Origin of the sequence: Devosia indica, from assembly GCF_003056405.1 — a bacterium.
Taxonomy (GTDB): domain Bacteria; phylum Pseudomonadota; class Alphaproteobacteria; order Rhizobiales; family Devosiaceae; genus Devosia; species Devosia indica.
The window spans coordinates 1-22166 of record NZ_PYVZ01000010.1 but is presented as its reverse complement, the minus strand read 5'-3'; the positions used below and the strand labels follow the sequence as shown (position 1 = coordinate 22166).

Here is a 22166-nt window from a genome sequence, read left to right as displayed (position 1 = left end):
GGCGCCCACGGGTGCCGGCCACCAAACGGTTATTGCGGGAGGAGAACCGACATGATCCGCGACAAGCGCTCGGAATATCTGGCGGCCCTGATCCTGGTCGGGCCCTTCGTGGTCATTTATGGCCTGCTGTTCGTCTGGCCCACCATCCAGATGGTGATGCTCAGCTTTACAGACGCCCCCCTCATCGGGCCGGGAGACTGGGTCGGCATTGAGAACTATGTCGAAATCCTCACCCACCGCCTGTTCCACAATGCGACCTGGAACACAGCCTATTTCGTGCTGCTCACGGTCGTGCCCAACACGCTGGTGTCACTGGCCATTGCCATGGCGGTCAACCGGCTCAAGGGCTGGCAGCAAGGCTTCGTGATGGCCTGCTTCTTCCTGCCCTACATCCTGCCTGTCTCGGTGGTCTATCTCACCTGGAACTGGATCATCGACGTGCAATACGGCCTGGTCCAATACATCGTGCGTCCCTTCAATGGCGGGGAGCCGATGTCGCTGACCCGCACCATACCCTTCTTCATGCCGACCGTCGCCGTGGTCACCATCTGGTGGACGCTGGGCTTCAACGTGCTGCTGTTCATTGCCGGACTGCGCAACATTTCGCCCGAGATTTATGAAGCGGCCTCGCTCGACAGCGCCGGACGCTGGCGCCAGTTCCGCAAGATTACCTGGCCGCTGATCTGGCCGGTCACCGCGCTGGTGCTGACCATCCAGCTCATCGCCCAGCTCAAGATCTTCGATCAGGTCTATCTGTTCTCCATCGGCGGGCGACAGGACCCCACCATCGTGCTGGTCCAATATATCTACAAGCTGGCCTTCCAGCAGAACAAGGGCGGGGAGGGCGCCGCCGCCGCGACCCTGCTGTTCGCGATGATTATCATCCTGAGTGTCCTGCAATATCAGGCGCTGCGCGCAAGGGGGGAGAAATGAGCTCCGAAGCAATCACCCGCCCGGCCGAAAACGCCGCGCGCCTCAAGGGCGACCGCCTGATCGATTTCGGCGGGCTGGCCCTGACCATCGTGACACTCGGTTTTGCGCTGATGGCGATCTTCCCGGTCTATTGGGCCGTCGTCACCTCGTTCAAATCCGAAACCGAGGTGATCGCCTCGGGCATTGCCCTGTGGCCCTCGCGGATCAATACCGAGGCCTATGAGCATATCTGGACCAATACCAATATCGGCATCTGGTACATCAACTCCTTCGTTACCTCCGCACTCATCACCGCCGGCGTCATCGTCTCCTCGGCCGGCTGCGCCTATGCGCTCAGCCAACTCGATTTTCCCGGCCGGCGGCTGATCTATGTGCTGATCCTGGCCTGCTTCATGGTCCCCATGCAGGCATTGATCATCAATCATTTCGTGCTGATGGCGCAGTTCAAGCTGCTCAACAGCTGGGCGGGCATCATCCTGCCGCAACTGATCGTGCCGGTGACCATCATTGTCTACAAGCAGTTCTTCGACAATGTGCCGCGTGAGTTCCGCGAAGCCGCGCAGATGGACGGGGCCGGGCATTTCAAGACGCTGTTCCGCATCTACCTCCCCATGAACTGGGGCATTACCAGCGCGCTGGCGATCATCACCTTCATTGGCGCCTGGAACAGCTTCCTCTGGCCCTTCCTGGCGGCAACTGGCGAAGCGACCATGACAGTCCCGGTCGGCATCACCCAGGTCAAGGATGCCTATGGCATTGTCTATGCGCGGCAAATGGCCTCGGCCGTCATGGCGGGCCTGCCGGTGGCAGTGCTCTATCTCATCTTCCAGCGCCGGGTGACCCAGGCAATCATGCTCTCGGCAGGCGTCAAGGGGTGATGGCAGCGCCCGCTCGCTGCCTCAGGTGGCGGGCGGTTTGACTGATTGCGCAGACAAGGCTGCGGGCAAGGAGCCACGGACAACGACCGGCATCGGCACCAGATCGGGCTGGGCGTTCTCTTGCGGACCCAGCAACAGTTCGACGGCCCGGCGCCCCATATCTTCATGCGGCAGCCCAATGGTCGTCAGGCCGGGGCGCAGATAGGAGGCCAATTCGTCATTGTCGAAGGATACCAGGGCGACGTCCTCTGGAATTTTGAGGCCGGCTTCACCAAGCGCCTGGTAGGCACCGAAGGCCAGCCGGTCATTGAGGCACAATAGAGCCCGCGGGCGGCGGCTCTTGAGCAGCTTGCGCGTCAGCTCGTAACCGAAATTGGGCTCCCAGTTCCAGCAGCTCAACTCGGCCGAAAACTGCAGCCCTGCATCGGCCATTGCGTCGCGTATGCCCATGAATCGCCGTGCGATCGTTTCGGACCGGAACAGGCCCTCTTCCTGCTTCGCATTGTGACCGAGAAGGACAATGTCCTCCTCGATACCGCTGCCCACCAGCAGTTCCACGGCCTTGCGTCCGCCCTCATATTCGCCCGGCAGCACCGAATTGGGGAAGCGTGCGCTGGTGCCGTTGAGCATCACCACGGGCACATTGATCGCCAGGTCCGGTACAAACACCTCACGCGCGCGCATGGCCGCAAAGATCAGGCCATCCACCTGCCGGTCGAGAGCGGTTTCCACCGCCTGGATTTCCCGCGCCGGTTCGCCCCCGGTCTCGAGCACCAGCATCACATGCTTGGCCTCTTCGGCTGCCGACAGGGCACCCCGGATCAGGCCGCTCGCGAAGCGTGTGGTCGCCACATAGTCGGAGATGAAGGCAATGGAACGTGACTTGTCCGTGCGTAGCGCGCGCGCTGCCACGTTTGGGCGGTAGCCAAGGCTTGCAGCGGCGTCGTGCACCTTCTTGTGCGCCTCGGGCGACAGACGTGTGTCCGGCCGGCCCGTCAGGATCATCGAAGCCGCGGTCGTCGACAAACCGGCCAGACGCGCCACGTCCGCCAGTGTTACACGCTTTTTTCCCAACGCCTTCTGTTCCCCTCAACGGCCGGGTTGATCGCTTTTCGACTGGATAGCCATGCGACCCCCGCTTGACAAGCAATGCGCATCATAGCATGTGCTAAATGGATTTAGCAAAGCACCAATCCAGGCGTGTTTTGCAAAGACCTCGGAAAGGGGCTTGAGGAGTGGCATTCCATCTGCCGGATCATTGGGTGTGGGATTTCTGGCTCGCCGACGATGGCGAGAACTACCACATGTTCTATCTGCATGCGCCCAAATCGCTGGGCAATCCCGACTTGCGGCATCGCAATGCCCGCATTGGGCATGCCAGCTCGACCGATCTGCGCAGCTGGACCAATCACGGCCAGGTGTTTGACGCCGGCGCGCCTGGCAGCTTCGATGGCAGCGCCACCTGGACCGGCAGCGTGGTGCGCGGCCCCGACGGGCTCTGGCGCATGTTCTACACCGGCTCGCGTTTTCTCGCCCCCGACAGCTTCGCCAATATCGAATCAATCGGCGTGGCCACTTCGCCCGACCTGTTTGCCTGGACCAAGCAACCCGGCCAAATTTGCGTCGCAGATGAGCGCTACTACGAAACCCTGGGCGCCTCGTCCTGGCCTGAAGAAGCCTGGCGCGACCCTTGGGTGTTCTGGCGCCAGTCGGACCAGCGCTGGCACATGCTGGTCACCGCCCGCGGCAAGGATGGTACGGAACCTGATCGTGGGGTGATGGGCCATGCCACGTCTCCCGATCTCGTTCACTGGTCGGTCGAGCCGCCGCTGAGCGCATCCGGTTCCGGCTTTGCCCATCTCGAAGTGTTCCAGATCATCAGGATCGACGGCCAGAACCACATCGTCTTCTGTTGCGACGCCGCCAAGCTGTGCGGCCACAGGGCAGGGGGCGTGGGCGGGGTCTGGAGCCTGCCGGTGGGCGAAATGCCTGGACGGGTCGACTTTGCCGCTGCCCGCCTGCTGGTCGACGAACGGCTCTACGCTGGCAGGATCGCACAGGACCGGCAGGGCAGGCCCTGGCTTCTGGCGTTCAACAATGTCACCGCGGATGGCGCCTTCGAAGGCGGCATTTGCGACCCTCTCCCCATTAGCACCGGTGCCGACGGTTATCTTGAGGTCAGCCCGCAATGACGATTGAAGTACATGGCTCGGTCGAGCCCGGTTTCGAACCTGTCGCAGACGCATTTGCGGCTGCATTTGCCGAGCGCCCCACAATGGGCGGCGCCTTGCACGTCACCCTTGGCGGTCACAGCGTTATTGATCTCTGGGCCGGTATTGCCGATGAGCGCACAGGCCGCGTCTGGCTCCAGGATACCCCTTCGGTCGTTTTCTCCTGCACCAAGGGGCTGATGTCCATCCTGATCGCGCGTCTCGTGCAGGATGGGCTGCTCGACTACGACGCCCCGGTTGCCCGCTACTGGCCCGAATTCGCCCAGGCCGGCAAGGCGGATATCACGGTCGGTCAGGCGCTGGCGCATCGGGCCGGGCTCTCCGCCCCACGCGAGAACCTGACCGAGGATGACGTTGTCGACTGGGACCGCATGGTGGCTGTGCTGGCTGCACAGGAGCCGCTATGGCCCAACGGCACTGGCTACGCCTATCACGCATTGACCCATGGCTGGCTGACCGGAGAACTGGTCCGCCGGGTCACCGGCAAGTCGGCCGGCGCCTGGTTCGGTGAGGTGATCACTGGCCCCCTGGGTGCGGACGCCTGGATCGGTCTCCCCGACGCCTTGGCAGATCGTCCCGCCCATCTTCAGGTCAGCGCGCCGCTTTCCGCGTTGTGGGCCGATGAGGCCAGAAAGCCTGCCCCAAACTGGCCCTACAAGGCCATGACCTTGGGCAATGCTCTGCCCGCCGACCTTGTCACCGATGAGGGCGGCTTCAACCGCCAGCGCATTCGTGCCGCTGAAATTCCCGGCGCCGGCGGGGTGGCCACAGCCAAGGCATTGGCCATGATATGGTCGGCCACGGTGGTTCCCACAAAGGGCATCCGCCTGATCGATGATGCGGTGATCGCCACCGCCACCCGCACCCAGAGCGAGGGTGTCTCGGTGTTTGGCGGCGATCCGCCTTATTCCCGCTGGGGCTATGGCTTCCAGCTTGATTCCGAAGCGCGGCGCTATCTGGGCGATGGCTGCTTCGGGCATGATGGTGCAGGGGGGCAGGTTGGTTTTGCCGATCCCACGCGCCAGATCGGTTTCGGCTTCGTCACCAATTGGATGATGGGGCCGGAAGACCAGCGCGCGACCGGGATCATCTCGGCCCTGCGTCAGGTTCTCTAGTCGTCGCGCAGGGTACAAGGCCCATATTGACTCCGCTTTGTGCTCATGCGCTAAATCCATTTAGCAGACGGAAACATCCACTGCAGTCTTACCCTGGAGGAGGTAGTCGTGAGAAACACAACCCGCCACGCACTTCGCATTGCCGCCCTGAGCCTCAGCGTTGCCGCAACGGCCGGAACGGCCTTGGCCGCACCAAGCTGCGGCACTGAGCCGGTCGTGCTCAATTCCTATTTCGAAACCGGCTTCCCGCTGCCCACGCGGCTGGCCGAAGAGTTCACCAGGCAGTTCCCCAATGTCACCTTCGACATCAAGGAAGACCAGTTCGCCAACATGATGGAGAACTCGCCGCGCATCCTGTCCGAGGCCAATGCGCCCGACCTGATCCGTCTGCCCTCGCTGACCGATCTGGTAGCCAACGACCTGCTGCTCAATCTCGACACCTACTTCACCGAATTCGGCTGGGACGCATTCCCCGCCGGCCAATTGGTGCAGTTGCGCGTTGAAGAGGGTGGCCGTCCGCGCGGTACCGGTTCGCTCTATGCGATGGGCCTGAACTATTCCATGACCGGCGTCTTCTACAACAAGGAGCTGGCCGCCCAGCTCGGCATGACCGAGCCGCCCCAGACCCTGGCAGAGCTTGATGCGCTCATGGCCGCCGCCAAGGAAGCCGGCATCCAGCCGATCATGCAGTGGAACAAGGGCACCGCAGGCCTGGCCTTCCCGCTGCAGAACCTGATGGGCGCCTATGGGGCACCCGAGCCCATCAATGACTGGATCTTCCAGAAGGACGGCGCGACCATCAATACGCCCGACAATCTCGAGGCGGCCCAGCATCTCGATGGCTGGATCAAGGCGGGCTATTTCCCCTCCGACGCCAACGCCATCGAATATTTCCAGATGATGAGCCGCTATATCGGCGGCGAGGGTCTGTTCATGTTCAACGGCGACTGGGAGTCGGGCAATCTCGACGCCAACGCCGCCGGCAAGTTCGGCTTCTTCATCATGCCCAGCGTGGAAGAAGATGGCCGTCACGCCACCATGTCCGCCCCGCTGACCTTCGGCATTGCCGCCAACGCGGCAAACCCGGATTGTGCCGCCTTCTTCCTCGATTGGGTTGCCACCAATGAAGAGGCCCGCAAGATCAACGTCGCCGTCGGTGGTTCCAACCCCGGTGGTCCGACCGATCTGCCCATGCCTGCCGTTGAACCCGGCTCGGTGACCGAAGCCTCGCTGGCCGCTGGCCAGATCCTGGCCGAGGACAATGGTGCCATGGACTTTATCGCCAATGCGACCGGTGCCATCTTCGCTGCGGGCTGGACCCCCGAATTGCAGAAGATGGTGGGCGGACAGCAGACCCCCGAAGGCCTGCTTGAAGCCGTTCAGGAAGAATACGAGACCCAGCTTTCCCGCTAAGTCTGGGCCCCAACGCCCCTGAGCGGGCCGGAATGAAACATGACTGATATCAAGACGTCCCCTCCGGACGCTCAGCCAAAACCAGTGCGGCTCCCCCCATCTCGGGGGAGCCGCAAGACGCGGATGGCGGCCTGGCTCTTCGTCGCGCCGGCCTTCATTGCCTATGCAGCCTTCGTGCTCGCTCCGCTCTGCATGAGCATCTACTATTCCCTCCTGCGCTGGGATGGCATCGGCGAGGCGCAGTTCTACGGGCTGAGCAATTACGTGACCGTGCTGACCGACAGCGATCTGTTGCAGATCATCGGCAACGCCTTTCAGCTCGTCCTCTATTTCACGCTGATCCCGGTACTGCTCGGGCTGGCCGTGGCCGCTGCCATTCGCAGCCACATGGCCGGACGCTTCGGCACCATCACGCGCACGGTTCTCTTCCTGCCCCAGGTCATTCCGCTGGTTGCCGCCGGTATCGCCTGGAGCTGGATGTTTGCCTCCACGGGCCTGGTCAACCAGACCCTGAAGGCCATTGGCCTTTCAAGCTGGGCCCGCGGCTGGCTCGGCGATTTTGTCTGGGCGCTGCCTGCCGTCGGCATTATCGGCGCCTGGGTGCTGCTGGGGCTATGCACCATGCTGCTGGTCACCGGCATCACTAAGATCGACCCCAGCCTTTATGAAGCCGCCCGGCTCGATGGCGCGCGTCCCTGGCATGAATTCCGCTACATCACCCTGCCGGGCCTGCGCCAGGAGATCGGCGTGTGCATCACCGTGACCGTGATCGCTGCGCTCGCCAGTTTCGACATCGTCTATATCTCCACCCAGGGCGGGCCGGGGATCACCACCACCGTGCCCGGCCTTGAAATCTATCGCCTGGCCTTCGCCCACCGGCAGGTCGGCCTCGCCTCGGCGCTGGCCATTGTGCTGATGGTTCTGGTGCTGATCTCCATCGCTCCGGTGCAGTGGTTCACGCGGGACAAGAAATGAAGACCGCATCCCCCAATTCCCTGATCGCCCGCGGTCTGATCATCGTTCTGATGATCGTCACGCTCCTGCCGTTCCTGTCCATGCTCTCGGCCGCATTGGCGCCGCAGGGCACCTATCCCAATGGCCTGCAATGGCCGGCCGACCCGCAATGGGGCAATTTCGTCCGCGCTTTCGAAGTGGCCAGGATGGATCAGTTGCTGCTCTCGAGCACCCTGATCGTGCTCGGCGTGGTGCCTGTTTCCGTGCTGATTGCCACCATGGCCGGCTATGGCTTGGCCAAGCTCACGAGCAACAGATACAAATGGCTTTACCTGGTCTTCGTGTTCGGCCTCACGCTGCCCTTCGAAGCCGTCATCACCCCGCTTTACTACGAGGTGCGGGCGCTCGGCCTGCTCAACACGCGCTTTGCAATCATCTTGCCGCTGATCGGGCTCTACATGCCCTTCTCGGTCTATTGGATGCGTGCGCACTTCCTCAACGTGCCCCACGACCTGACCGAAGCCGCCCAGCTCGACGGCGCAACCCGCTGGAAGGAATTCTGGCTCGTGCAGGTGCCCCTGGCGCGTCCGGCCATCATGTCGCTGACCATCCTGCTGTTCCTCTGGACCTGGAACCAGTTCCTGCTGCCGGTCGTGTTGGTGCAGGACCCGATGCAGCGCACCATGGCTGGTGCCCTGGGCGCCTTCCAGGGGCAGTGGGGCACCGATATTCCGTTGCTCTGTGCCGGCTCGCTTCTCATTCTGGCGCCGACCGTGGCGTTGTTCCTCGTCTTCCAGCGCCAGTTCGTCGCTGCCCTCATGCAGGGCGCGGTGAAGGGCTAACAGGAGTCCACCAAAAATGTCAGGTCTCACTCTGCGGTCTGTCCGCAAGAACTACGGCGACGTGCCGGTCATCAAGGGCGTCGATCTCGATATCGCCCATGGCGAATTTGTGGTCTTTGTCGGCCCCTCGGGTTGTGGCAAATCCACCCTGCTGCGCATGATCGCCGGGCTTGAGGACATCACCGGTGGTGAAGTCTCCATCGGCGACCGCGTGGTCAACGATGTCGAGCCGCGTGATCGTGGCGTGGCCATGGTGTTCCAGTCCTACGCGCTCTATCCGCATATGAGCGTTTACGACAATGTGGGCTTCGGCCTCAAACTGGCCGGCACCCCCAAGGCGGTTCGCGATGCCAAAATCCGCGATGCCGCCAAAGTGCTGCAGATGGAGCATCTGCTCGATCGCCGCCCGGCCCAGCTCTCCGGCGGCCAGCGCCAGCGCGTCGCCATCGGCCGTGCCATTGTGCGCGAACCCGATGTGTTCTTGTTCGACGAACCGCTTTCCAATCTGGATGCTGCCCTGCGCGGCGACATGCGCATGGAACTGGCCCGGCTCCATAACGACCTGGGCGCCACCATGATCTACGTCACCCACGATCAGATCGAAGCAATGACCCTGGCCGACAAGATCGTCGTGCTCGATGCCGGCATGGTCCAGCAGGTCGGTTCGCCTCTTGAGCTCTATAACAACCCAGCCAATCTCTTCGTCGCCGGCTTCATAGGCTCGCCCAAGATGAACATCTTGCAGGCTGCGGTGGTGGCGGGGGCAGATGGTCCGGTGCTGCAGACTGAAATGGCCGGAGGTGGTCTGGCCTGGTGTCCGGCGCCTGAAGGCTTGCCTGTTGGTGGCAAGGTCTCTGTTGGTCTGCGGCCCCATGCCCTGGCGCGCGATCCTGCGGGTCCGGTCACCGGCGAGGTGCGGCTTGTGGAGCGGCTTGGCAACGAAACCCTGGTGCGTCTTGCACTGCCCTCCGGGCAGGAAATCACTGCGGCTCTGGCCGGCCAGGAGCAGATCGAGCCCAGGCAGCACATTGCGCTCGGCTTTGGTCAGGCCGACCTGCTGCTCTTTGGCGAAGATGGCCAGCGGCTGACAGCCTGATCCCCCGACGCGCCGGTTGCCCCGCCCACAGGGCAACCGGCTCGCGCAGGCGCTAGCAGGCGCAATAAATATCGTAGAGCGTCACCAGCACCCGGCGCACATCATTTGACGCCAGCGTATAGTTGATCTGCTGGCCCTCGCGACGCGTGCTGACCAGGCCCCAGGCGCGCAATTTGGACAGATGCTGGGACAGCGGAGACTGGCCCAGATCGACGCGCTCGGCCAGATCACTGACATTGAGCTCCTTGTCGAGCAGGTTGCACAGGATCAGCAGCCGCTTCGGATTGGCCATCGCCGTCAGGAGCTGGGATGCCCGTTCGGCATTCTGCTCCATCTTCTCCATTTCCATCTTGATCATATTAGAGATCTCGTATATACGAATATTCGTCTAAAGGACTTATCGCTCTTTTTCGGGCGGTTTTCAAGGAGTTTGAGATGCGCATCAATCTTGGGTCTGCCGACCGTATCGCTCGAATCATTCTGGGCCTCCTGCTTGTCGTCCTGGCCTTTGTACCGGCCCTGCCGCTCGCTGCGTCCCCCGTTTTGCAATGGGGTGCCGTGATCATTGGTGCCGTTTTGATCGTCACCGCCCTGGTGCGCTTCTGTCCGCTCTATGCCCTTTTTGGTCTCTCAACCCGCAAGGTTTCCCATTGATGACTGAGTTTACCCCAGTGGCGTCGCTGTTCGGCGGCGCCCTGATCGGCTTGTCTGCCGTTCTTCTCATGGCCTTTCACGGCCGCATCGCCGGCATGACCGGCATATTGTCCGGCCTGTTGCCGCCCATGTCCAGTGATTGGGCCTGGCGCGCAGCCTTTGTCGCAGGCGCTATTGTGGCGCCCATACTCATTCTGGGCGTGTCCGAAACCGCCATTGGCTATCAAAGCCCCGTGCCCATGCCCTGGGTCATCATCAGCGGCTTGATTGTGGGCGGCGGTGTCTATTTCAGCTCCGGCTGCACCTCGGGCCACGGCGTCTGCGGCATGGCGCGTCTCTCGCCACGCTCGCTGGCCGCCACCGCCACCTTCATGGTCGCGGCCTTCCTCACTGTCTTTGTCATTCGCCATCTCCTCGGGGGCTTCTGATGCAGCGCACACTTCTCGCCGGCATGATCGGCCTCGTCTTCGGCGCCGGCATTGCCCTCTCGGGCATGGCCAATCCCGCCAAGGTTCTCAATTTCTTCGATCTGGCAGGAACCTGGGATCCCTCCCTGGCCTTCGTCATGGGCGGTGCATTGCTGGTGACGGCCATCGGCTATCGGTTCGTTCTCAAGCGCGACAAGCCCGTTCTCGAGGCCCGGTTCCACCTGCCCACCAGCCGCAAGCTCGACCTGCCACTGCTCGGCGGTTCCGCAGTCTTTGGCATCGGCTGGGGCATTTCCGGCTTCTGCCCCGGCGGCGCCATTCCGGCCCTGGGACTGGGTGAAGTCTCCGCCTGGGCCTTTGTTGGCGCCATGCTCGCCGGCATCTTCGCCGCCCGCACCATCCGCGTCGCGCTCGAACAGCGCGCCACGCAAAACGCGTGAGTTCAACTCAAGGAGTTCGTCATGAGCACCATTCCGTTCACCCCCGATCTCTCGGTCAAGCCGGAGGTCACCGCCTTCTTCGATGCGCCGACCAACACCATCTCCTATGTCGTCAAGGATCCCAATTCGGCATCCTGTGCCGTCATCGACTCGGTCATGGACATCGACTACGCCGCCGGCCGCATCACCTATGATGGCGCCGACAAGATCATCGCCTTCATCGAGCAGAACAATCTCAAGCTCGAATGGTTGATCGAAACCCATGTCCATGCCGACCACCTCTCGGCTGCGCCCTATATCCAGTCCAGGCTGGGCGGTAAGCTGGGCATTGGCGAGAACATCACCATCGTCCAGGACACCTTTGGCAAGATCTTCAATGAAGGCACTGAATTCCAGCGCGATGGCAGCCAGTTCGACCGCCTGTTCACCGATGGCGACAGCTACCAGATTGGCGGCCTGACCGCCTATGTCATGCACACGCCGGGGCACACCCCCGCCTGCATGACCCATGTGGTGGGCGATGCCGCTTTTGTCGGCGACACCCTGTTCATGCCCGATGGCGGCTCGGCCCGCGCCGACTTCCCCGGTGGCGACGCGCGCACCCTCTACCGCTCGATCCAGCGGGTGCTGGCCCTGCCGCGTGAGACGCGCCTGTTCATGTGCCACGACTATGGTCCGAACGGCCGGGATATCCAGTGGGAAACCAGCGTCGGCGACGAGATCGACCACAACATCCATGTCGGCAAGGGCACGGACGAGGACACCTTCGTCAAGATGCGCGAAGAGCGCGACGCCACCCTGGCCATGCCCAAGCTGATCATCCCTTCGCTGCAGGTCAACATGCGCGCCGGCCAGCTTCCCCCCAAGGACGAGAGTGGCAAGAGCTTCCTCAAGGTCCCCCTCAACGGTCTGTAGGCGCACCCCCAAAACTGCGCGCAGGCCGGCTCCTCCTCCCGACCGCAACCGGGGGGAGGGGCACACCCCAGGATGTCACCCCATGTTTCCCTTTTTCAAATCACGAGCCAACACCATGAATGTCCGCAAGCTTGACGACAATTTTTCCGTAACCGGCCAGATCACACCCGAGCAGGTCAAGGCCGTCTCCGAGGCCGGCTACAAGTCCATTGTCTGCGCCCGCCCCGACAATGAGGAATTCGGCCAGCCCAGCTTTGACGAGGTCGCCCGCGCCGCCGAGGCCGAGGGCATCCAGATCGTCCATATCCCGGTCTCGGGCCCTCTGGGCGAAGGCCAGATCATTCGCTTTCACGACGCCTGGGAGAACATGCCCAAGCCCGTTCTCGGTTACTGCCGCTCCGGCGCCCGCGCGGGCAGCCTCTATGCCACGCTGACCCGCTGAACCTCCTTGCATCGGCCCTTGCCCGCCTGACGGCGGGTCGTGGGCAACCGGACCGACCATGAACATCAAGACCTACTTCCCGATCCTCGACTGGGGCAGCCGCTACAATCGCCAGACCCTGACCAGCGATCTGATTGCCGCGATCATCGTCACCATCATGTTGATCCCGCAATCGCTGGCCTATGCCCTTCTGGCCGGCCTGCCGCCCGAGGTGGGTCTTTATGCGTCCATCCTGCCGCTGATCGCCTATGCCATTTTCGGCACCTCATCGGCGCTGGCGGTCGGGCCGGTTGCCGTGGTGTCCCTGATGACGGCGACGGCGGTTGGCCGCCTGGCCGCCGAGGGCTCGGCAGACTATGCCAGTGCCGCCATCATCCTGGCCCTGCTCTCGGGCGTCATGCTGACGCTGATGGGGCTTTTCCGGCTTGGCTTTATCGCCAATTTCCTGTCCCACCCTGTCATCTCCGGCTTCATCACCGCCTCGGGTATCATCATTGCCACCTCCCAGATTGGTGGCCTCCTCGGCATCAGAACCGAAGGGCACGCCATGCCCGAACTGGTGATGTCGATCCTGGGCAATATCGGTCAGGTCAATGTCTACACCTTGGCCGTTGGCGTGGTGGCGGTCGCCCTGCTGCTCTGGATCCGGCTTGACCTCAAGAACTGGCTGGCCCGCTTTGGCGTGCCCAAGGGCGTTGCCACCATCATCGTCCGCGCCGGTCCGGTGCTGGTGGTCTTCCTCACCATGGCCTGGTCGGTCGGCATGGATCTGGGTGCCAAAGGCGTGTCCCTGGTGGGCCAGGTGCCGCAGGGCCTGCCCATGCTGTCCTTGCCCGGCTTCAACCTCGACACCATCCAGCAATTGGCCGTGCCCGCGCTGATTATCTCGATTGTCGGCTTTGTCGAATCCATCTCAGTCGCCCAGACCCTGGCCGCCAAGCGCCGCGAACGCATCTCGCCCAACCAGGAACTGATTGGTCTGGGCGCCTCGAACATCGCCGCTGGCCTGGGTGGCGGCTATCCGGTCACTGGTGGCTTCGCCCGCTCCGTGGTCAATTTCGACGCCGGCGCGGCAACCCCGGCCGCCGGAGCCTTCACCGCCATCGGCATTGCCGCGGCAACCCTGCTGCTCACCCCGTTCCTCGCCATCCTCCCCAAGGCGACCCTGTCGGCAACCATCGTCATCGCCGTCCTGACCCTGGTGGATTTCTCGATCCTCAAGCGCGCCTGGTCCTATTCTAAGGCCGATTTCGCGGCCGTCGCCTTTACCCTTGCCGGCACGCTGCTGCTGGGCGTTGAGGTCGGCATTTCGCTTGGCGTCGGGGCCTCCATCCTCATCTTCCTTTATCGCTCGTCCCAGCCGCACGCCGCCATTGTCGGCCAGGTGCCGGGCACCGAGCACTATCGCAACATCAAGCGCCACCAGGTCGATACCGTGCCGGGCGTCCTGTCCATCCGTGTCGATGAAAGCCTCTATTTCGCCAATACACGTTACCTTGAGGACCTGGTCATCAACCAGGCCACCGCCAATCCCGGCCTCACCGACGTCGTGCTGATGTGTTCGGCCGTGAACACAATCGACATGTCCGCCCTCGAAAGCCTGGAAGCCATCGAACATCGCCTGGCTGATCTCGGCGTCCGCCTGCACCTCTCCGAGGTCAAGGGTCCGGTCATGGACAAGCTCAAGCACACCGATTTCCTGGCCCATCTCTCGGGCAGCGTGCATCTGAGCCAGCATCAGGCAATCACGGCCATTCTGGCTGCGCGCGACCCTTCCGCGCCCCCAACCGATCCTGCCCTGCGTGCCGCCCAGTAAGCTGCCCCTCAAGCTGCAGGCGGATGGTGCCAGGGCTGACCCGAACTTTGTGCACTTGCGGGAGATGACGTGGCCGGCGCTTTGGCGCTAGGTTAGCCCTGCAGGCAAGCAAACATGCACCTGCGAGGGAGGCAGGGTGGCGGTGCAGCGCAGAGTGAGATGGCATCTTGGCCTTGCGGGCGCCGTCCTGGTATGCGGCCTTGCCATGGCTGCCTATCTTCTGGCCCACGAGGCCGGGATGGATCGGCTCGCAGGGCAGTTGCGCGACCGGCTCACCTTGTCGCAGCGGGCCGTTGAAAGCGAAATCGAGCGCTTCGCTTATCTCCCCCAGGTGCTGGGCGAGGATAACCGCGTGCTCGGGCTTCTGGCCCAGCCCTCCGCAGACCGCGTGGACCAGGTCAATGCCTATCTGACCAGCGTCGCCGAGCATGCCCAGGCCGATGTCGTCTATCTGATTGACCGGAATGGATTGACGCTGGCTGCGTCGAACTGGGCCACGCCAAGCTCCTTTGTGGGGCACAATTACGATTTTCGCCCCTATTTTACCGATGCGCTCGAGCGGGGTCGGGGCGCCTATTACGCGGTGGGCGTGACCACTGGCGTGCCGGGCTATTTCCTCTCCAGCCGCATCGATGGGCCGGACGGGCCGCTTGGCGTGGCGGTCGTCAAGGTCGACATGTCCCCGCTCGAACGCGTCTGGGCAGAGGCGGGTGAAATGACGGGCGTAGCCGACAGCGCGGGCATCGTGTTTTTGAGCGGTGTGCCCAATTGGCGCTATCGCCCACTCTATACCCTCGATCAGACCGATACGTCCCGGATCCAGGCAGAGCGCCGCTATGACGGCAATGACGTGTTTTCCCGTGTCCCCTTGGTCGACGCGCTTGAGACGTCAGGTCTGACATCCGTGAGCCAGGAGGGGCTGCCGCGCCTGGCGATGAGCACCGCCCTGATCGCCCCAAAGGGGTGGCGATTATTCAGCGCCTTGCCCTCGGCGCCCGTTCGGGATCAGGCGCAATTGGTGGCCGGGGTGGTGGGTCTCCTGACCCTCGTCTGCCTGCTGCTGGGGCTCTATGGCTACCAGCGGCGGCAGCTAACCCGCTGGAAGCTTGAGCAGAATACGGTGTTGGAGCGTCGCGTTGCCGAACGCACCGGTGCACTGGCCCGTGAGGTCGAAGAGCGAAAGCGCGCGGAAGAAGAATTGCGCCATACCCAGGATAGTCTGATCCATGCAGCCAAGCTGGCCGCTTTGGGACGCATGTCGGCCGCCATCGTCCACGAGGTGAGCCAGCCTCTCTCGGCGCTGGACAACACGCTTGCGGCGGCCAGCCTGCATGCCCGCAACCAGAACACCGAACAGTCCACGGCCTCCATTCAGGCCGGCCGCGATCTCCTCAAGAGAATGCAGCGCACCATCAAGAACCTCAGGACCTTTTCCTCGCGCGCCAAAAGCCTGCCCAGCGAGCCCATCGCCCTTGAGCAGTCCATTGCCGAAGCACTCGACATCGTCGCGCCGCGGGCCAGGGAGCGGGGCGTCACAGCCGTGCTGGAAAGCGTGGACACGGCGATCATGGCGGCCGTGAATGCAGTGCGCATCGAGCAGGTCTTCATCAATCTTCTGATCAACGCCATTGATGCGACGGCCAGCATGGGCAACTCCCAAGTCTCCGTCAGGCTGCGGCAGTCCGGAGATATGGCGTTGGTGGAATTTTGTGACGCCGGCCCCGGCATCCCCGACGACATTGCCGACCAGATCACGGAACCGTTCTTCACCACCAAGGCTACCGGCGAGGGTCTGGGCCTGGGCCTCTCCATCTCCCGGGCAATTCTTGAAGATTACAAAGGAACTCTGGCCTTTTCATCGGCGCCGGGCGGCGGGACATGCGCCACGGTTTCCCTGCCGCTGGCGACCCGGCAGTCCAGGCTAGAGCCAGCAAAATGACGCGCGGCCGGATCGTATTTGTCGATGATGAGCCGGATCTGTGTGCCGCCGCGGCAGACTGGCTCGATGCCAGCGGTTTTGAGGTCGAGGTCTTCACGGATCCAAGACAGGCACTGCGCAGCTTAGACAGCGCAGCCTGCGATTGCATGGTTTCGGATATGCGTATGCCCGGTCTTTCCGGCCTGGACCTGCTGCGCGATATCCGCGAGCGCGACCCGGACCTGCCCGTGGTGCTGCTGACCGGTCATGCAGATGTGCCCTTGGCGGTGGAGGCCATTCAGGCCGGTGCCTACCATTTCCTCGAGAAGCCCTATGATGCCGAACAACTGGTCTCCATTCTCGACAATGGCGTCGAACGGCGGCGGCTGAAGCGGGAAATCCAGCGCCTGCAGCGCGGGGCCGAGGATCTGGATGCCAGGCTGATTGGCATTTCGCCCGTCATGGCAACCGTTCGTCGTTCGGTGCAGCGTCTGGCGGACATCGACGTGGACGTCCTGATCACTGGCGAGACCGGCACGGGCAAGGAAGTTGTTGCCCGCGCACTTCATGATTTCGGCCACCGCCGCGCCGGGCCGTTCGTAGCCATCAACTGCGCGGCCGTCCCGGAGACGATTTTCGAAAGCGAAATCTTCGGGCATGAGCGGGGCGCCTTTACGGGTGCACAGACTTCGCGGCAGGGCCGCATCGCCCATGCTGCAGGGGGAACGGTGTTCCTCGACGAGATCGAATCCATGCCCCTTGCGCTACAGGCCAAGGTGCTGCGGATCATCCAGGAGCGCATGGTCGAGCCGATCGGGTCCAACCGGCAAGTTCCGGTTGATGTCCGTTTCATCGCCGCGACCAAGGTTGATCTCAAGGCAGAAAGCGAGGCCGGACGCTTCCGGTCCGATCTTTACTTCCGATTGTCCACCATTGACCTGCCGCTTCCTCCACTGCGCGACCGGCCCGAGGATATTCCGCTGCTCTACGCCGTCTTTGCGCGCCGCGCGGCCGAGCGATACGGTCTTGGCTTCAAGGAATTGCCGCCGGATCTCAGTCTGGACCTGTCGCAGCAGCGCTGGCCGGGCAATGTGCGCGAACTCAAATCCTATGCCGAGCGTGCGGTGATCGGGCTCGAGGCTCCGGCCCTGCAGCCGGCGGTGCCGGGGAACCTTCCCGAACTGGTGGCCGCCTATGAGGCCAGGGTCATTGCCGCCACGCTTGAGGCAACCGGGGGCGCCACAGCCGAGGCCGCCGAGCGCCTGGGTGTGCCGCGCCGCACGCTCAACGAGAAAATCGCCAAATACGGACTTCGCCCCGAGCCGGAGCTTGGCGAAACTTCGCCAGGCTAACAGCGCCGCTGGCATGTTTCCGCCCGGGTGCGCTCAGAAAGAGCAATACTTTCAAGGCTGCCGGCTTGGCACGGGGCTTGCTCTTATCTGGGTGGTACGCCGCAATGACCGGCGACCACCAAACCTATTGGGAGGAAATCGATGACGAATATGATGACGCGCCTGGGCGCGGCAGCCCTGCTTTGCACCGCCCTTGCCACGCCAGCCGTTCATGGCCAGGAATTCATCAACGTCCTGACCGGTGGCACATCGGGCGTCTATTACCCGCTTGGCGTTGCGCTCAGCGAAATCTACGGCGACGGGATCGAAGGCTCGCGCACCCAGGTGCAATCGACCAAGGCTTCGGTCGAAAACCTCAACCTTCTGGCCCAGGGGCGCGGGGAGATCGCCTTCGCCCTTGGTGACTCAGTGGCCTTGGCCTGGGCAGGCAATGCAGAAGCTGGCTTCCCGCAACGCCTCGAAGGCCTGCGGGCCATTGCGGCCATCTATCCAAACTATGTGCAGATCGTTGCCGATGCGCAGTCCGGCATCGTCACGCTCGAAGACTTGCCGGGCAAATCCATGTCAGTGGGCGCGCCTGCCTCGGGCACCGAACTCAATGCCCGTGCCATCTTCCAGGCCGCAGGCCTCAGCTACGAAGATCTTGGACGCGTTGAATACCTGCCCTATGCGGAATCTGCCGAGCTGATCAAGAACCGTCAGCTCGAATCCACCCTGCAGTCCGCAGGACTGGGCGTGGCCTTCATTCAGGATCTGACCGCCACCCACGAGATCAACATCGTGGCCATTCCGGCCGAGACGGTCGTGCAGATCGGCGACCCCTATGTTCCGGCAATCATTCCGGCCGGCACCTATAGCGGCCAGGATGAAGATGTGCCCACCGCGGCCATCGGCAATGTCCTGGTGTCCCATGAGGGCGTGAGCGAGGAAACCGCCTACCAGATGACCAAGCTGCTCTTCGAAAATCTCGACCGCATGCGGGCAGCGCACAGCGCTGCTGAAAGCATCGACATCAACGCCGCGATCAAGGGACTGCCCATTCCGCTGCATCCGGGTGCCGAGCGCTACTACCGCGAACAAGGCATTATTCAATAGTGCCCACAGGGCCCGCCACGCACGTCGGCGGGCCCACACCTTGCTCTTCTGGGAGGAAAGAGACCTATGACCCAACCCGGTGACATTGGGGCCGACACCCTGGCCCATCAATCCGATGAGGATTTTTCCGAGGGCCTGCCGCCGGGCTTCGGCCCGGGCATTTCGGGCAGCATCGCCTTTGGCACGGCCATTGCCTTTGCCCTGTTTACGCTCTGGACCGCCGCCTATGGCGCCCTGCCGAGCCAGGTGGTGCGTGCCATGCATGTGGGCTTCCTGCTCCTGTTGACCTTTGGTCTGGTGGCCAATCTGGTGGCCAAGACGGCACCGGCCAAGGCTTTTTTCTGGGCATTGGGCATCGCCGGATTTCTCACCGGCATCTACAATTGGGTTTTCTATGCGGACCTGATCCGCCGCACCGGCTTCCTGACCACTTGGGACCTGGTTGTCGGCACGTCTGCCGTCGTGCTCGTTTTTGAAGCGGCGCGCCGTATCCTGGGATGGCCGCTCGCCCTTATCGCGGGCATTTTTCTCGCCTATTGCTTTTTCGGGCAACACCTGCCCGCGCCGCTGATCCATCGTGGCTACGATTTCGAACTGATCGTGGAGCATTTCGGCTTCGGCACCGAAGGCATTTACGGCACGCCGATCTATGTGTCGGCCGCCTATATCTTCATTTTCGTGGTCTTTGCCGCCTTTCTCGAACGTGCGGGCATGCTCAAGCTCTTCAACGACTTCGCCCTCGGCCTGGTCGGCGGCACGCGGGGCGGCCCGGCGCAGGTGGCGGTCCTGTCCTCGGCGCTCATGGGGACCATTTCCGGCTCCGGCGTCGCCAATGTCGTGGCCTCCGGGCAGTTCACCATCCCGCTGATGAAACGCTTCGGCTACCGTCCTGCCTTTGCCGGCGGTGTCGAGGCCACTGCCTCGATGGGCGGGCAGATCATGCCGCCCGTCATGGGCGCCGTGGCCTTCATCATGGCCGAAACGCTCAACGTTCCTTATGCCGCGATCGTACAGGCTGCCATTGTGCCGGCCTTGCTCTACTTTGCCGTCTGTTTCTGGATGGTGCGCCTGGAAGCCGGAAGGCTCGGGCTCAAGGGTCTGCCCAAGGACAAGCTTCCCAATCCCTGGCAGGCGGTCAAGGAACAATGGCCCTTGATCCTGCCTCTTGCTGCGCTGATCTATCTGCTCCTGGCGGGCTATACGCCCGTGTTTGCCGGCACGATGGGTCTGGCGCTGGTCGTGGTGCTGATCCTGGGCACGCCGCTGGCGGCCCGTATCGGCCCAATGGCCTTCCGCGTGGTGTTCTGGATCGCGCTGGGTCTGGCAGCCGCCTCATTCGCCTGGGTGGGTGTCAATCTGCTGTTTGCCGTGATCCTTGGATTGATCGTGGCCTGCGCCTTCTTGAAGGGCGGCCGGGAAACCCTGGTCATCTGCCGCGATGCGCTGGCCCAGGGCGCGCGCAATGCCCTGCCGGTGGGCGTGGCCTGTGCGGTGGTGGGCGTGGTGATCGGCACCCTGACGCTCACCGGCATTGCCTCCACCTTCATCAGCGCCATCATCAGCATCGGGGAAAGCAATCTCTTCCTCTCGCTCGTCCTGACCATGCTGACCTGCCTGGTACTGGGCATGGGCATTCCCACCATCCCCAACTACATCATCACCTCCTCGCTGGCGGGGCCGGCCTTGCTTGAGCTGGGCGTGCCCCTGCTGGTCAGCCATATGTTCGTCTTCTATTTCGGCATCATGGCTGACCTCACCCCGCCGGTCGCCTTGGCCTGCTTTGCGGCAGCCCCCATCGCCAAGTCGAGCGGGCTCAAGATCTCGCTCAATGCCATCAAGCTGGCGGCGGCAGGGTTTGTGATCCCCTTCATGGCTGTGTTCACGCCGTCCCTGATGCTGCAGGACGGTGGCTGGATGGCTGACGCGTTTGGCTACCCGGTGGAGGTCGCCTATGTGATCTTCAAGGCCTGTGTGGGTATCGGGCTGACCGGCGTTGGCCTGATCGGCTTCCTCTTCGTTCGGGCCGGCGTGCTGGAACGCATTGCCTTCCTTGCCGCCGGCATAACGCTGATCCTGGCCCTGCCGCTGACCGACGAAATCGGCTTCGCCCTGGGACTTGCCCTTGTCGGTTTGCAGGTCTGGCGGCTGCGCAAGGAGCGTCCAAGTGTCGGGGACCTGCCGGCATGAGCCTGTGTATCGCCGCAAGCGGGAAGCTCATCGTGCTTGCGGCGACCGCTTTTTCGCTCAACTGGACCCATTCGGTCGAAAAGACCGTCTGGTCCGAAAACTGGATTGTCGAGGGGGGCGCCCTAAGGGTCGTGCAAGCAAGTGTGGAGGGATCCGGCGCCGGGATCGACCTTCCTGACAATGCGGTCCGGCAAGGCGAAAGCTGGGTCTATACGCCTGACCTCGCGCCGGTGGAGAAGCTTACTCTCGCGGCATCTGGCGTTACCGCTTCACCCTGGACCCTTTGCGCCGGGGAGACCTGCCTGGAGCTGGGGACCGTGTCGGCAGATCCGATCAGGATTTGGGTTTCCGAGCAATGCGCGGCCGACTGAGCGTGTCGGTGAGCAGTTGCCGACGAGTGCCGTCCCTTCGCGGCTGTCACCCCGCGCAGCCATAAAAAAAGGCCACCCGTAGGTGGCCTTTCGCATCAATAATGCTGCTCTTACTTCTGCAGCACGAGGTTGATGGCGGACTCGCGGCCGTCGCGACCGGTCTCGACTTCATAGGTGAGCTTGTCGTTCTCATACAGGCCATCGACGCCAGAATTCTGCACAGCCGAAATGTGGACGAAGTGGTCCTTGCCGCCGTTATCCGGGGTGATGAAACCAAAGCCCTTGGTGGTGTTGAAGAATTTGACGGTGCCGTTGATGGTAGCCATTTGAATTTTCCTTAAAGCTCGGAGCCGAAGCGAAACGAGCGTTTCCCCCCGCAACATGCAAAGGGGCCTACAAACGTTCGCAAAATAGATCGTGAGCCAAGGACCGGAATGAACCGGCTAGAGGCAGCCGACTTGGGCTGAAAACGTATGTCGGTCTTTTCGCATCAAATCATGTCGACAACAAGACCAATCTCGCCATTTTCCAGATTGGCCTGTCTGCGACCCGAAACCGCACCGACTCCTGCCGCTGCCCAGCAATGCGTTTACCGCGATGCGTGCACATATGGCCCGCTGATCGCCAAAGACGGGCAGGCGGTCCTGCGCCGGGCGTTCCGCTGGCTGGCCAGCTAGAACACCATCCTCCGCCCCGCTTCCACGTTACTTGAGCGCTGGCAGGAAAGGGGTGGCTTGCGGACGGTCCGGTTTTGGGCGCGGGGATGCAGATCGCGGACATACTGAAGATGGCTCGTTTCTTGATGTGCTCGCCGGTACGGTCCAAACGGCCAAACAGTCCGTCAGGCTGGCCAGCTTGAAACAGACGTCGGGCAGAGGCTGATTCACTCTGCCCTAGCTGTCCAACTAAAGTCCCACCACACACCTCATAGCCGCGTCCCCAAGCCGCCCTCCCTTAATGTTCAACTGGTCGAACAAAGCAAATGGCTGCAATCTTCGGGTGCTTCAGGCTGACAGTGCCAATTCGGACTGATTGACCCTAAAAAGCGCGGCAACGACGTCTGACTGGGTGACCATCCCAGCGAGC

General features: G+C 62.7%; 22 protein-coding genes. 19 read left to right on the top strand and 3 right to left on the bottom strand.

Translation table 11 applies throughout. The features are described 5' to 3' along the window. Positions 1–51: 51 nt before the first annotated feature. Both DDE76_RS10930 and DDE76_RS10925 read left to right on the top strand, forming a co-directional pair. Positions 52–933, top strand: coding sequence for a carbohydrate ABC transporter permease (locus DDE76_RS10930; protein WP_104891724.1), 882 nt, complete (start codon positions 52–54; stop codon positions 931–933). Positions 934–1043: 110 nt separating this feature from the next. After that, positions 1044–1811: a carbohydrate ABC transporter permease gene (locus tag DDE76_RS10925; RefSeq protein WP_245891890.1), complete on the top strand. Its 768-nt coding sequence runs from the start codon at positions 1044–1046 to the stop codon at positions 1809–1811. Between the two features lie 21 nt (positions 1812–1832). Here the strand turns inward: DDE76_RS10925 and DDE76_RS10920 are convergent, their stop codons facing one another. After that, a complete protein-coding gene (locus DDE76_RS10920) occupies positions 1833–2885 on the bottom strand; it encodes a LacI family DNA-binding transcriptional regulator (RefSeq protein ID WP_104891722.1) in 1053 nt (350 codons plus the stop codon). 161 nt (positions 2886–3046) lie between these two features. On the opposite strand from DDE76_RS10920, the gene DDE76_RS10915 reads away from it, so the two are divergent. The 6 genes from DDE76_RS10915 to DDE76_RS10890 all read left to right on the top strand — a co-directional run bounded on the left by DDE76_RS10915 (position 3047) and on the right by DDE76_RS10890 (position 9462). Then, positions 3047–4003 carry a glycoside hydrolase family protein gene (locus DDE76_RS10915; RefSeq protein ID WP_198650894.1) on the top strand — a complete coding sequence of 319 codons (957 nt, stop codon included), beginning with the start codon at positions 3047–3049 and terminating at the stop codon, positions 4001–4003. Then, positions 4000–5157, top strand: coding sequence for a serine hydrolase domain-containing protein (locus DDE76_RS10910; protein ID WP_104891721.1), 1158 nt, complete (start codon positions 4000–4002; stop codon positions 5155–5157). Before DDE76_RS10915 ends, DDE76_RS10910 begins: the two co-directional genes overlap by 4 nt. 108 nt (positions 5158–5265) lie before the next feature. Continuing rightward, entirely contained in the window at positions 5266–6570 is a 1305-nt protein-coding gene (locus DDE76_RS10905) for an ABC transporter substrate-binding protein (RefSeq protein WP_198650893.1), read from the top strand. A 123-nt stretch (positions 6571–6693) separates the two neighbouring features. Then, a complete protein-coding gene (locus DDE76_RS10900; RefSeq protein ID WP_104891719.1) occupies positions 6694–7545 on the top strand; it encodes a carbohydrate ABC transporter permease in 852 nt (283 codons plus the stop codon). Further along, positions 7542–8366 (top strand): carbohydrate ABC transporter permease, encoded by an 825-nt coding sequence (locus tag DDE76_RS10895; protein WP_104891718.1) that lies wholly within the window; start codon positions 7542–7544, stop codon positions 8364–8366. The genes DDE76_RS10900 and DDE76_RS10895 overlap by 4 nt, the downstream gene beginning before the upstream one ends. 16 nt (positions 8367–8382) lie before the next feature. After that, on the top strand, positions 8383–9462 hold the full coding sequence (locus DDE76_RS10890; protein ID WP_104891717.1) for an ABC transporter ATP-binding protein: 1080 nt from the start codon (positions 8383–8385) through the stop codon (positions 9460–9462). A gap of 52 nt (positions 9463–9514) precedes the next feature. Here the strand turns inward: DDE76_RS10890 and DDE76_RS10885 are convergent, their stop codons facing one another. Beyond that, entirely contained in the window at positions 9515–9820 is a 306-nt protein-coding gene (locus DDE76_RS10885) for an ArsR/SmtB family transcription factor (RefSeq protein WP_104891716.1), read from the bottom strand. Between the two features lie 77 nt (positions 9821–9897). On the opposite strand from DDE76_RS10885, the gene DDE76_RS10880 reads away from it, so the two are divergent. From DDE76_RS10880 to DDE76_RS10830, 11 genes are all read left to right on the top strand, one after another. Further along, positions 9898–10116 carry a YgaP family membrane protein gene (locus DDE76_RS10880; RefSeq protein ID WP_104891715.1) on the top strand — a complete coding sequence of 73 codons (219 nt, stop codon included), beginning with the start codon at positions 9898–9900 and terminating at the stop codon, positions 10114–10116. Beyond that, the gene (locus DDE76_RS10875; RefSeq protein ID WP_104891714.1) at positions 10116–10544 is read left to right on the top strand and encodes a YeeE/YedE family protein; all 429 of its coding nucleotides are present in this window, start codon (positions 10116–10118) and stop codon (positions 10542–10544) included. The genes DDE76_RS10880 and DDE76_RS10875 overlap by 1 nt, the downstream gene beginning before the upstream one ends. Beyond that, positions 10544–10984, top strand: coding sequence for a YeeE/YedE family protein (locus DDE76_RS10870; RefSeq protein ID WP_104891713.1), 441 nt, complete (start codon positions 10544–10546; stop codon positions 10982–10984). Before DDE76_RS10875 ends, DDE76_RS10870 begins: the two co-directional genes overlap by 1 nt. 21 nt (positions 10985–11005) lie before the next feature. Then, positions 11006–11899, top strand: a complete 894-nt coding sequence (locus DDE76_RS10865; RefSeq protein WP_104891712.1) for an MBL fold metallo-hydrolase — start codon at positions 11006–11008, stop codon at positions 11897–11899. A 115-nt stretch (positions 11900–12014) separates the two neighbouring features. Next, on the top strand, positions 12015–12341 hold the full coding sequence (locus tag DDE76_RS10860; protein WP_104891711.1) for a protein tyrosine phosphatase family protein: 327 nt from the start codon (positions 12015–12017) through the stop codon (positions 12339–12341). A 58-nt stretch (positions 12342–12399) separates the two neighbouring features. Continuing rightward, complete coding sequence (locus DDE76_RS10855) at positions 12400–14157, top strand: SulP family inorganic anion transporter (RefSeq protein ID WP_104891710.1); 1758 nt, start codon at positions 12400–12402, stop codon at positions 14155–14157. A gap of 205 nt (positions 14158–14362) precedes the next feature. Further along, positions 14363–16096 (top strand): ATP-binding protein, encoded by a 1734-nt coding sequence (locus DDE76_RS10850; protein ID WP_104891709.1) that lies wholly within the window; start codon positions 14363–14365, stop codon positions 16094–16096. Beyond that, on the top strand, positions 16093–17427 hold the full coding sequence (locus DDE76_RS10845) for a sigma-54-dependent transcriptional regulator (protein ID WP_104891708.1): 1335 nt from the start codon (positions 16093–16095) through the stop codon (positions 17425–17427). The genes DDE76_RS10850 and DDE76_RS10845 overlap by 4 nt, the downstream gene beginning before the upstream one ends. A 141-nt stretch (positions 17428–17568) precedes the next feature. Next, the gene (locus DDE76_RS10840) at positions 17569–18522 is read left to right on the top strand and encodes a TAXI family TRAP transporter solute-binding subunit (RefSeq protein WP_104891707.1); all 954 of its coding nucleotides are present in this window, start codon (positions 17569–17571) and stop codon (positions 18520–18522) included. Positions 18523–18588: 66 nt separating this feature from the next. Beyond that, complete coding sequence (locus DDE76_RS10835) at positions 18589–20709, top strand: TRAP transporter permease (RefSeq protein WP_104891706.1); 2121 nt, start codon at positions 18589–18591, stop codon at positions 20707–20709. Then, the gene (locus DDE76_RS10830) at positions 20706–21080 is read left to right on the top strand and encodes a DUF1850 domain-containing protein (RefSeq protein WP_104891705.1); all 375 of its coding nucleotides are present in this window, start codon (positions 20706–20708) and stop codon (positions 21078–21080) included. The genes DDE76_RS10835 and DDE76_RS10830 overlap by 4 nt, the downstream gene beginning before the upstream one ends. Before the next feature lie 110 nt (positions 21081–21190). On the opposite strand, the gene DDE76_RS10825 is transcribed toward DDE76_RS10830, so the two are convergent. Beyond that, positions 21191–21406: a cold-shock protein gene (locus tag DDE76_RS10825; RefSeq protein ID WP_046103280.1), complete on the bottom strand. Its 216-nt coding sequence runs from the start codon at positions 21404–21406 to the stop codon at positions 21191–21193. Between the last annotated feature and the right edge of the window lie 760 nt (positions 21407–22166).

Bases quoted from the DNA above. Each gene is read 5' to 3' on its own strand.
- DDE76_RS10865 (WP_104891712.1), top strand. From the start codon at position 11,006: ATGAGCACCATTCCGTTCACCCCCGATCTCTCGGTCAAGCCGGAGGTC.
- DDE76_RS10825 (WP_046103280.1), bottom strand. From the start codon at position 21,406: ATGGCTACCATCAACGGCACCGTCAAATTCTTCAACACCACCAAGGGC.
- DDE76_RS10880 (WP_104891715.1), top strand. From the start codon at position 9,898: ATGCGCATCAATCTTGGGTCTGCCGACCGTATCGCTCGAATCATTCTG.
- DDE76_RS10845 (WP_104891708.1), top strand. From the start codon at position 16,093: ATGACGCGCGGCCGGATCGTATTTGTCGATGATGAGCCGGATCTGTGT.
- DDE76_RS10895 (WP_104891718.1), top strand. From the start codon at position 7,542: ATGAAGACCGCATCCCCCAATTCCCTGATCGCCCGCGGTCTGATCATC.
- DDE76_RS10835 (WP_104891706.1), top strand. From the start codon at position 18,589: ATGACCCAACCCGGTGACATTGGGGCCGACACCCTGGCCCATCAATCC.
- DDE76_RS10830 (WP_104891705.1), top strand. From the start codon at position 20,706: ATGAGCCTGTGTATCGCCGCAAGCGGGAAGCTCATCGTGCTTGCGGCG.
- DDE76_RS10885 (WP_104891716.1), bottom strand. From the start codon at position 9,820: ATGATCAAGATGGAAATGGAGAAGATGGAGCAGAATGCCGAACGGGCA.
- DDE76_RS10925 (WP_245891890.1), top strand. From the start codon at position 1,044: ATGGCGATCTTCCCGGTCTATTGGGCCGTCGTCACCTCGTTCAAATCC.
- DDE76_RS10870 (WP_104891713.1), top strand. From the start codon at position 10,544: ATGCAGCGCACACTTCTCGCCGGCATGATCGGCCTCGTCTTCGGCGCC.
- DDE76_RS10890 (WP_104891717.1), top strand. From the start codon at position 8,383: ATGTCAGGTCTCACTCTGCGGTCTGTCCGCAAGAACTACGGCGACGTG.
- DDE76_RS10900 (WP_104891719.1), top strand. From the start codon at position 6,694: ATGGCGGCCTGGCTCTTCGTCGCGCCGGCCTTCATTGCCTATGCAGCC.
- DDE76_RS10850 (WP_104891709.1), top strand. From the start codon at position 14,363: ATGGCTGCCTATCTTCTGGCCCACGAGGCCGGGATGGATCGGCTCGCA.
- DDE76_RS10875 (WP_104891714.1), top strand. From the start codon at position 10,116: ATGACTGAGTTTACCCCAGTGGCGTCGCTGTTCGGCGGCGCCCTGATC.
- DDE76_RS10930 (WP_104891724.1), top strand. From the start codon at position 52: ATGATCCGCGACAAGCGCTCGGAATATCTGGCGGCCCTGATCCTGGTC.
- DDE76_RS10855 (WP_104891710.1), top strand. From the start codon at position 12,400: ATGAACATCAAGACCTACTTCCCGATCCTCGACTGGGGCAGCCGCTAC.
- DDE76_RS10860 (WP_104891711.1), top strand. From the start codon at position 12,015: ATGAATGTCCGCAAGCTTGACGACAATTTTTCCGTAACCGGCCAGATC.
- DDE76_RS10910 (WP_104891721.1), top strand. From the start codon at position 4,000: ATGACGATTGAAGTACATGGCTCGGTCGAGCCCGGTTTCGAACCTGTC.
- DDE76_RS10840 (WP_104891707.1), top strand. From the start codon at position 17,569: ATGACGAATATGATGACGCGCCTGGGCGCGGCAGCCCTGCTTTGCACC.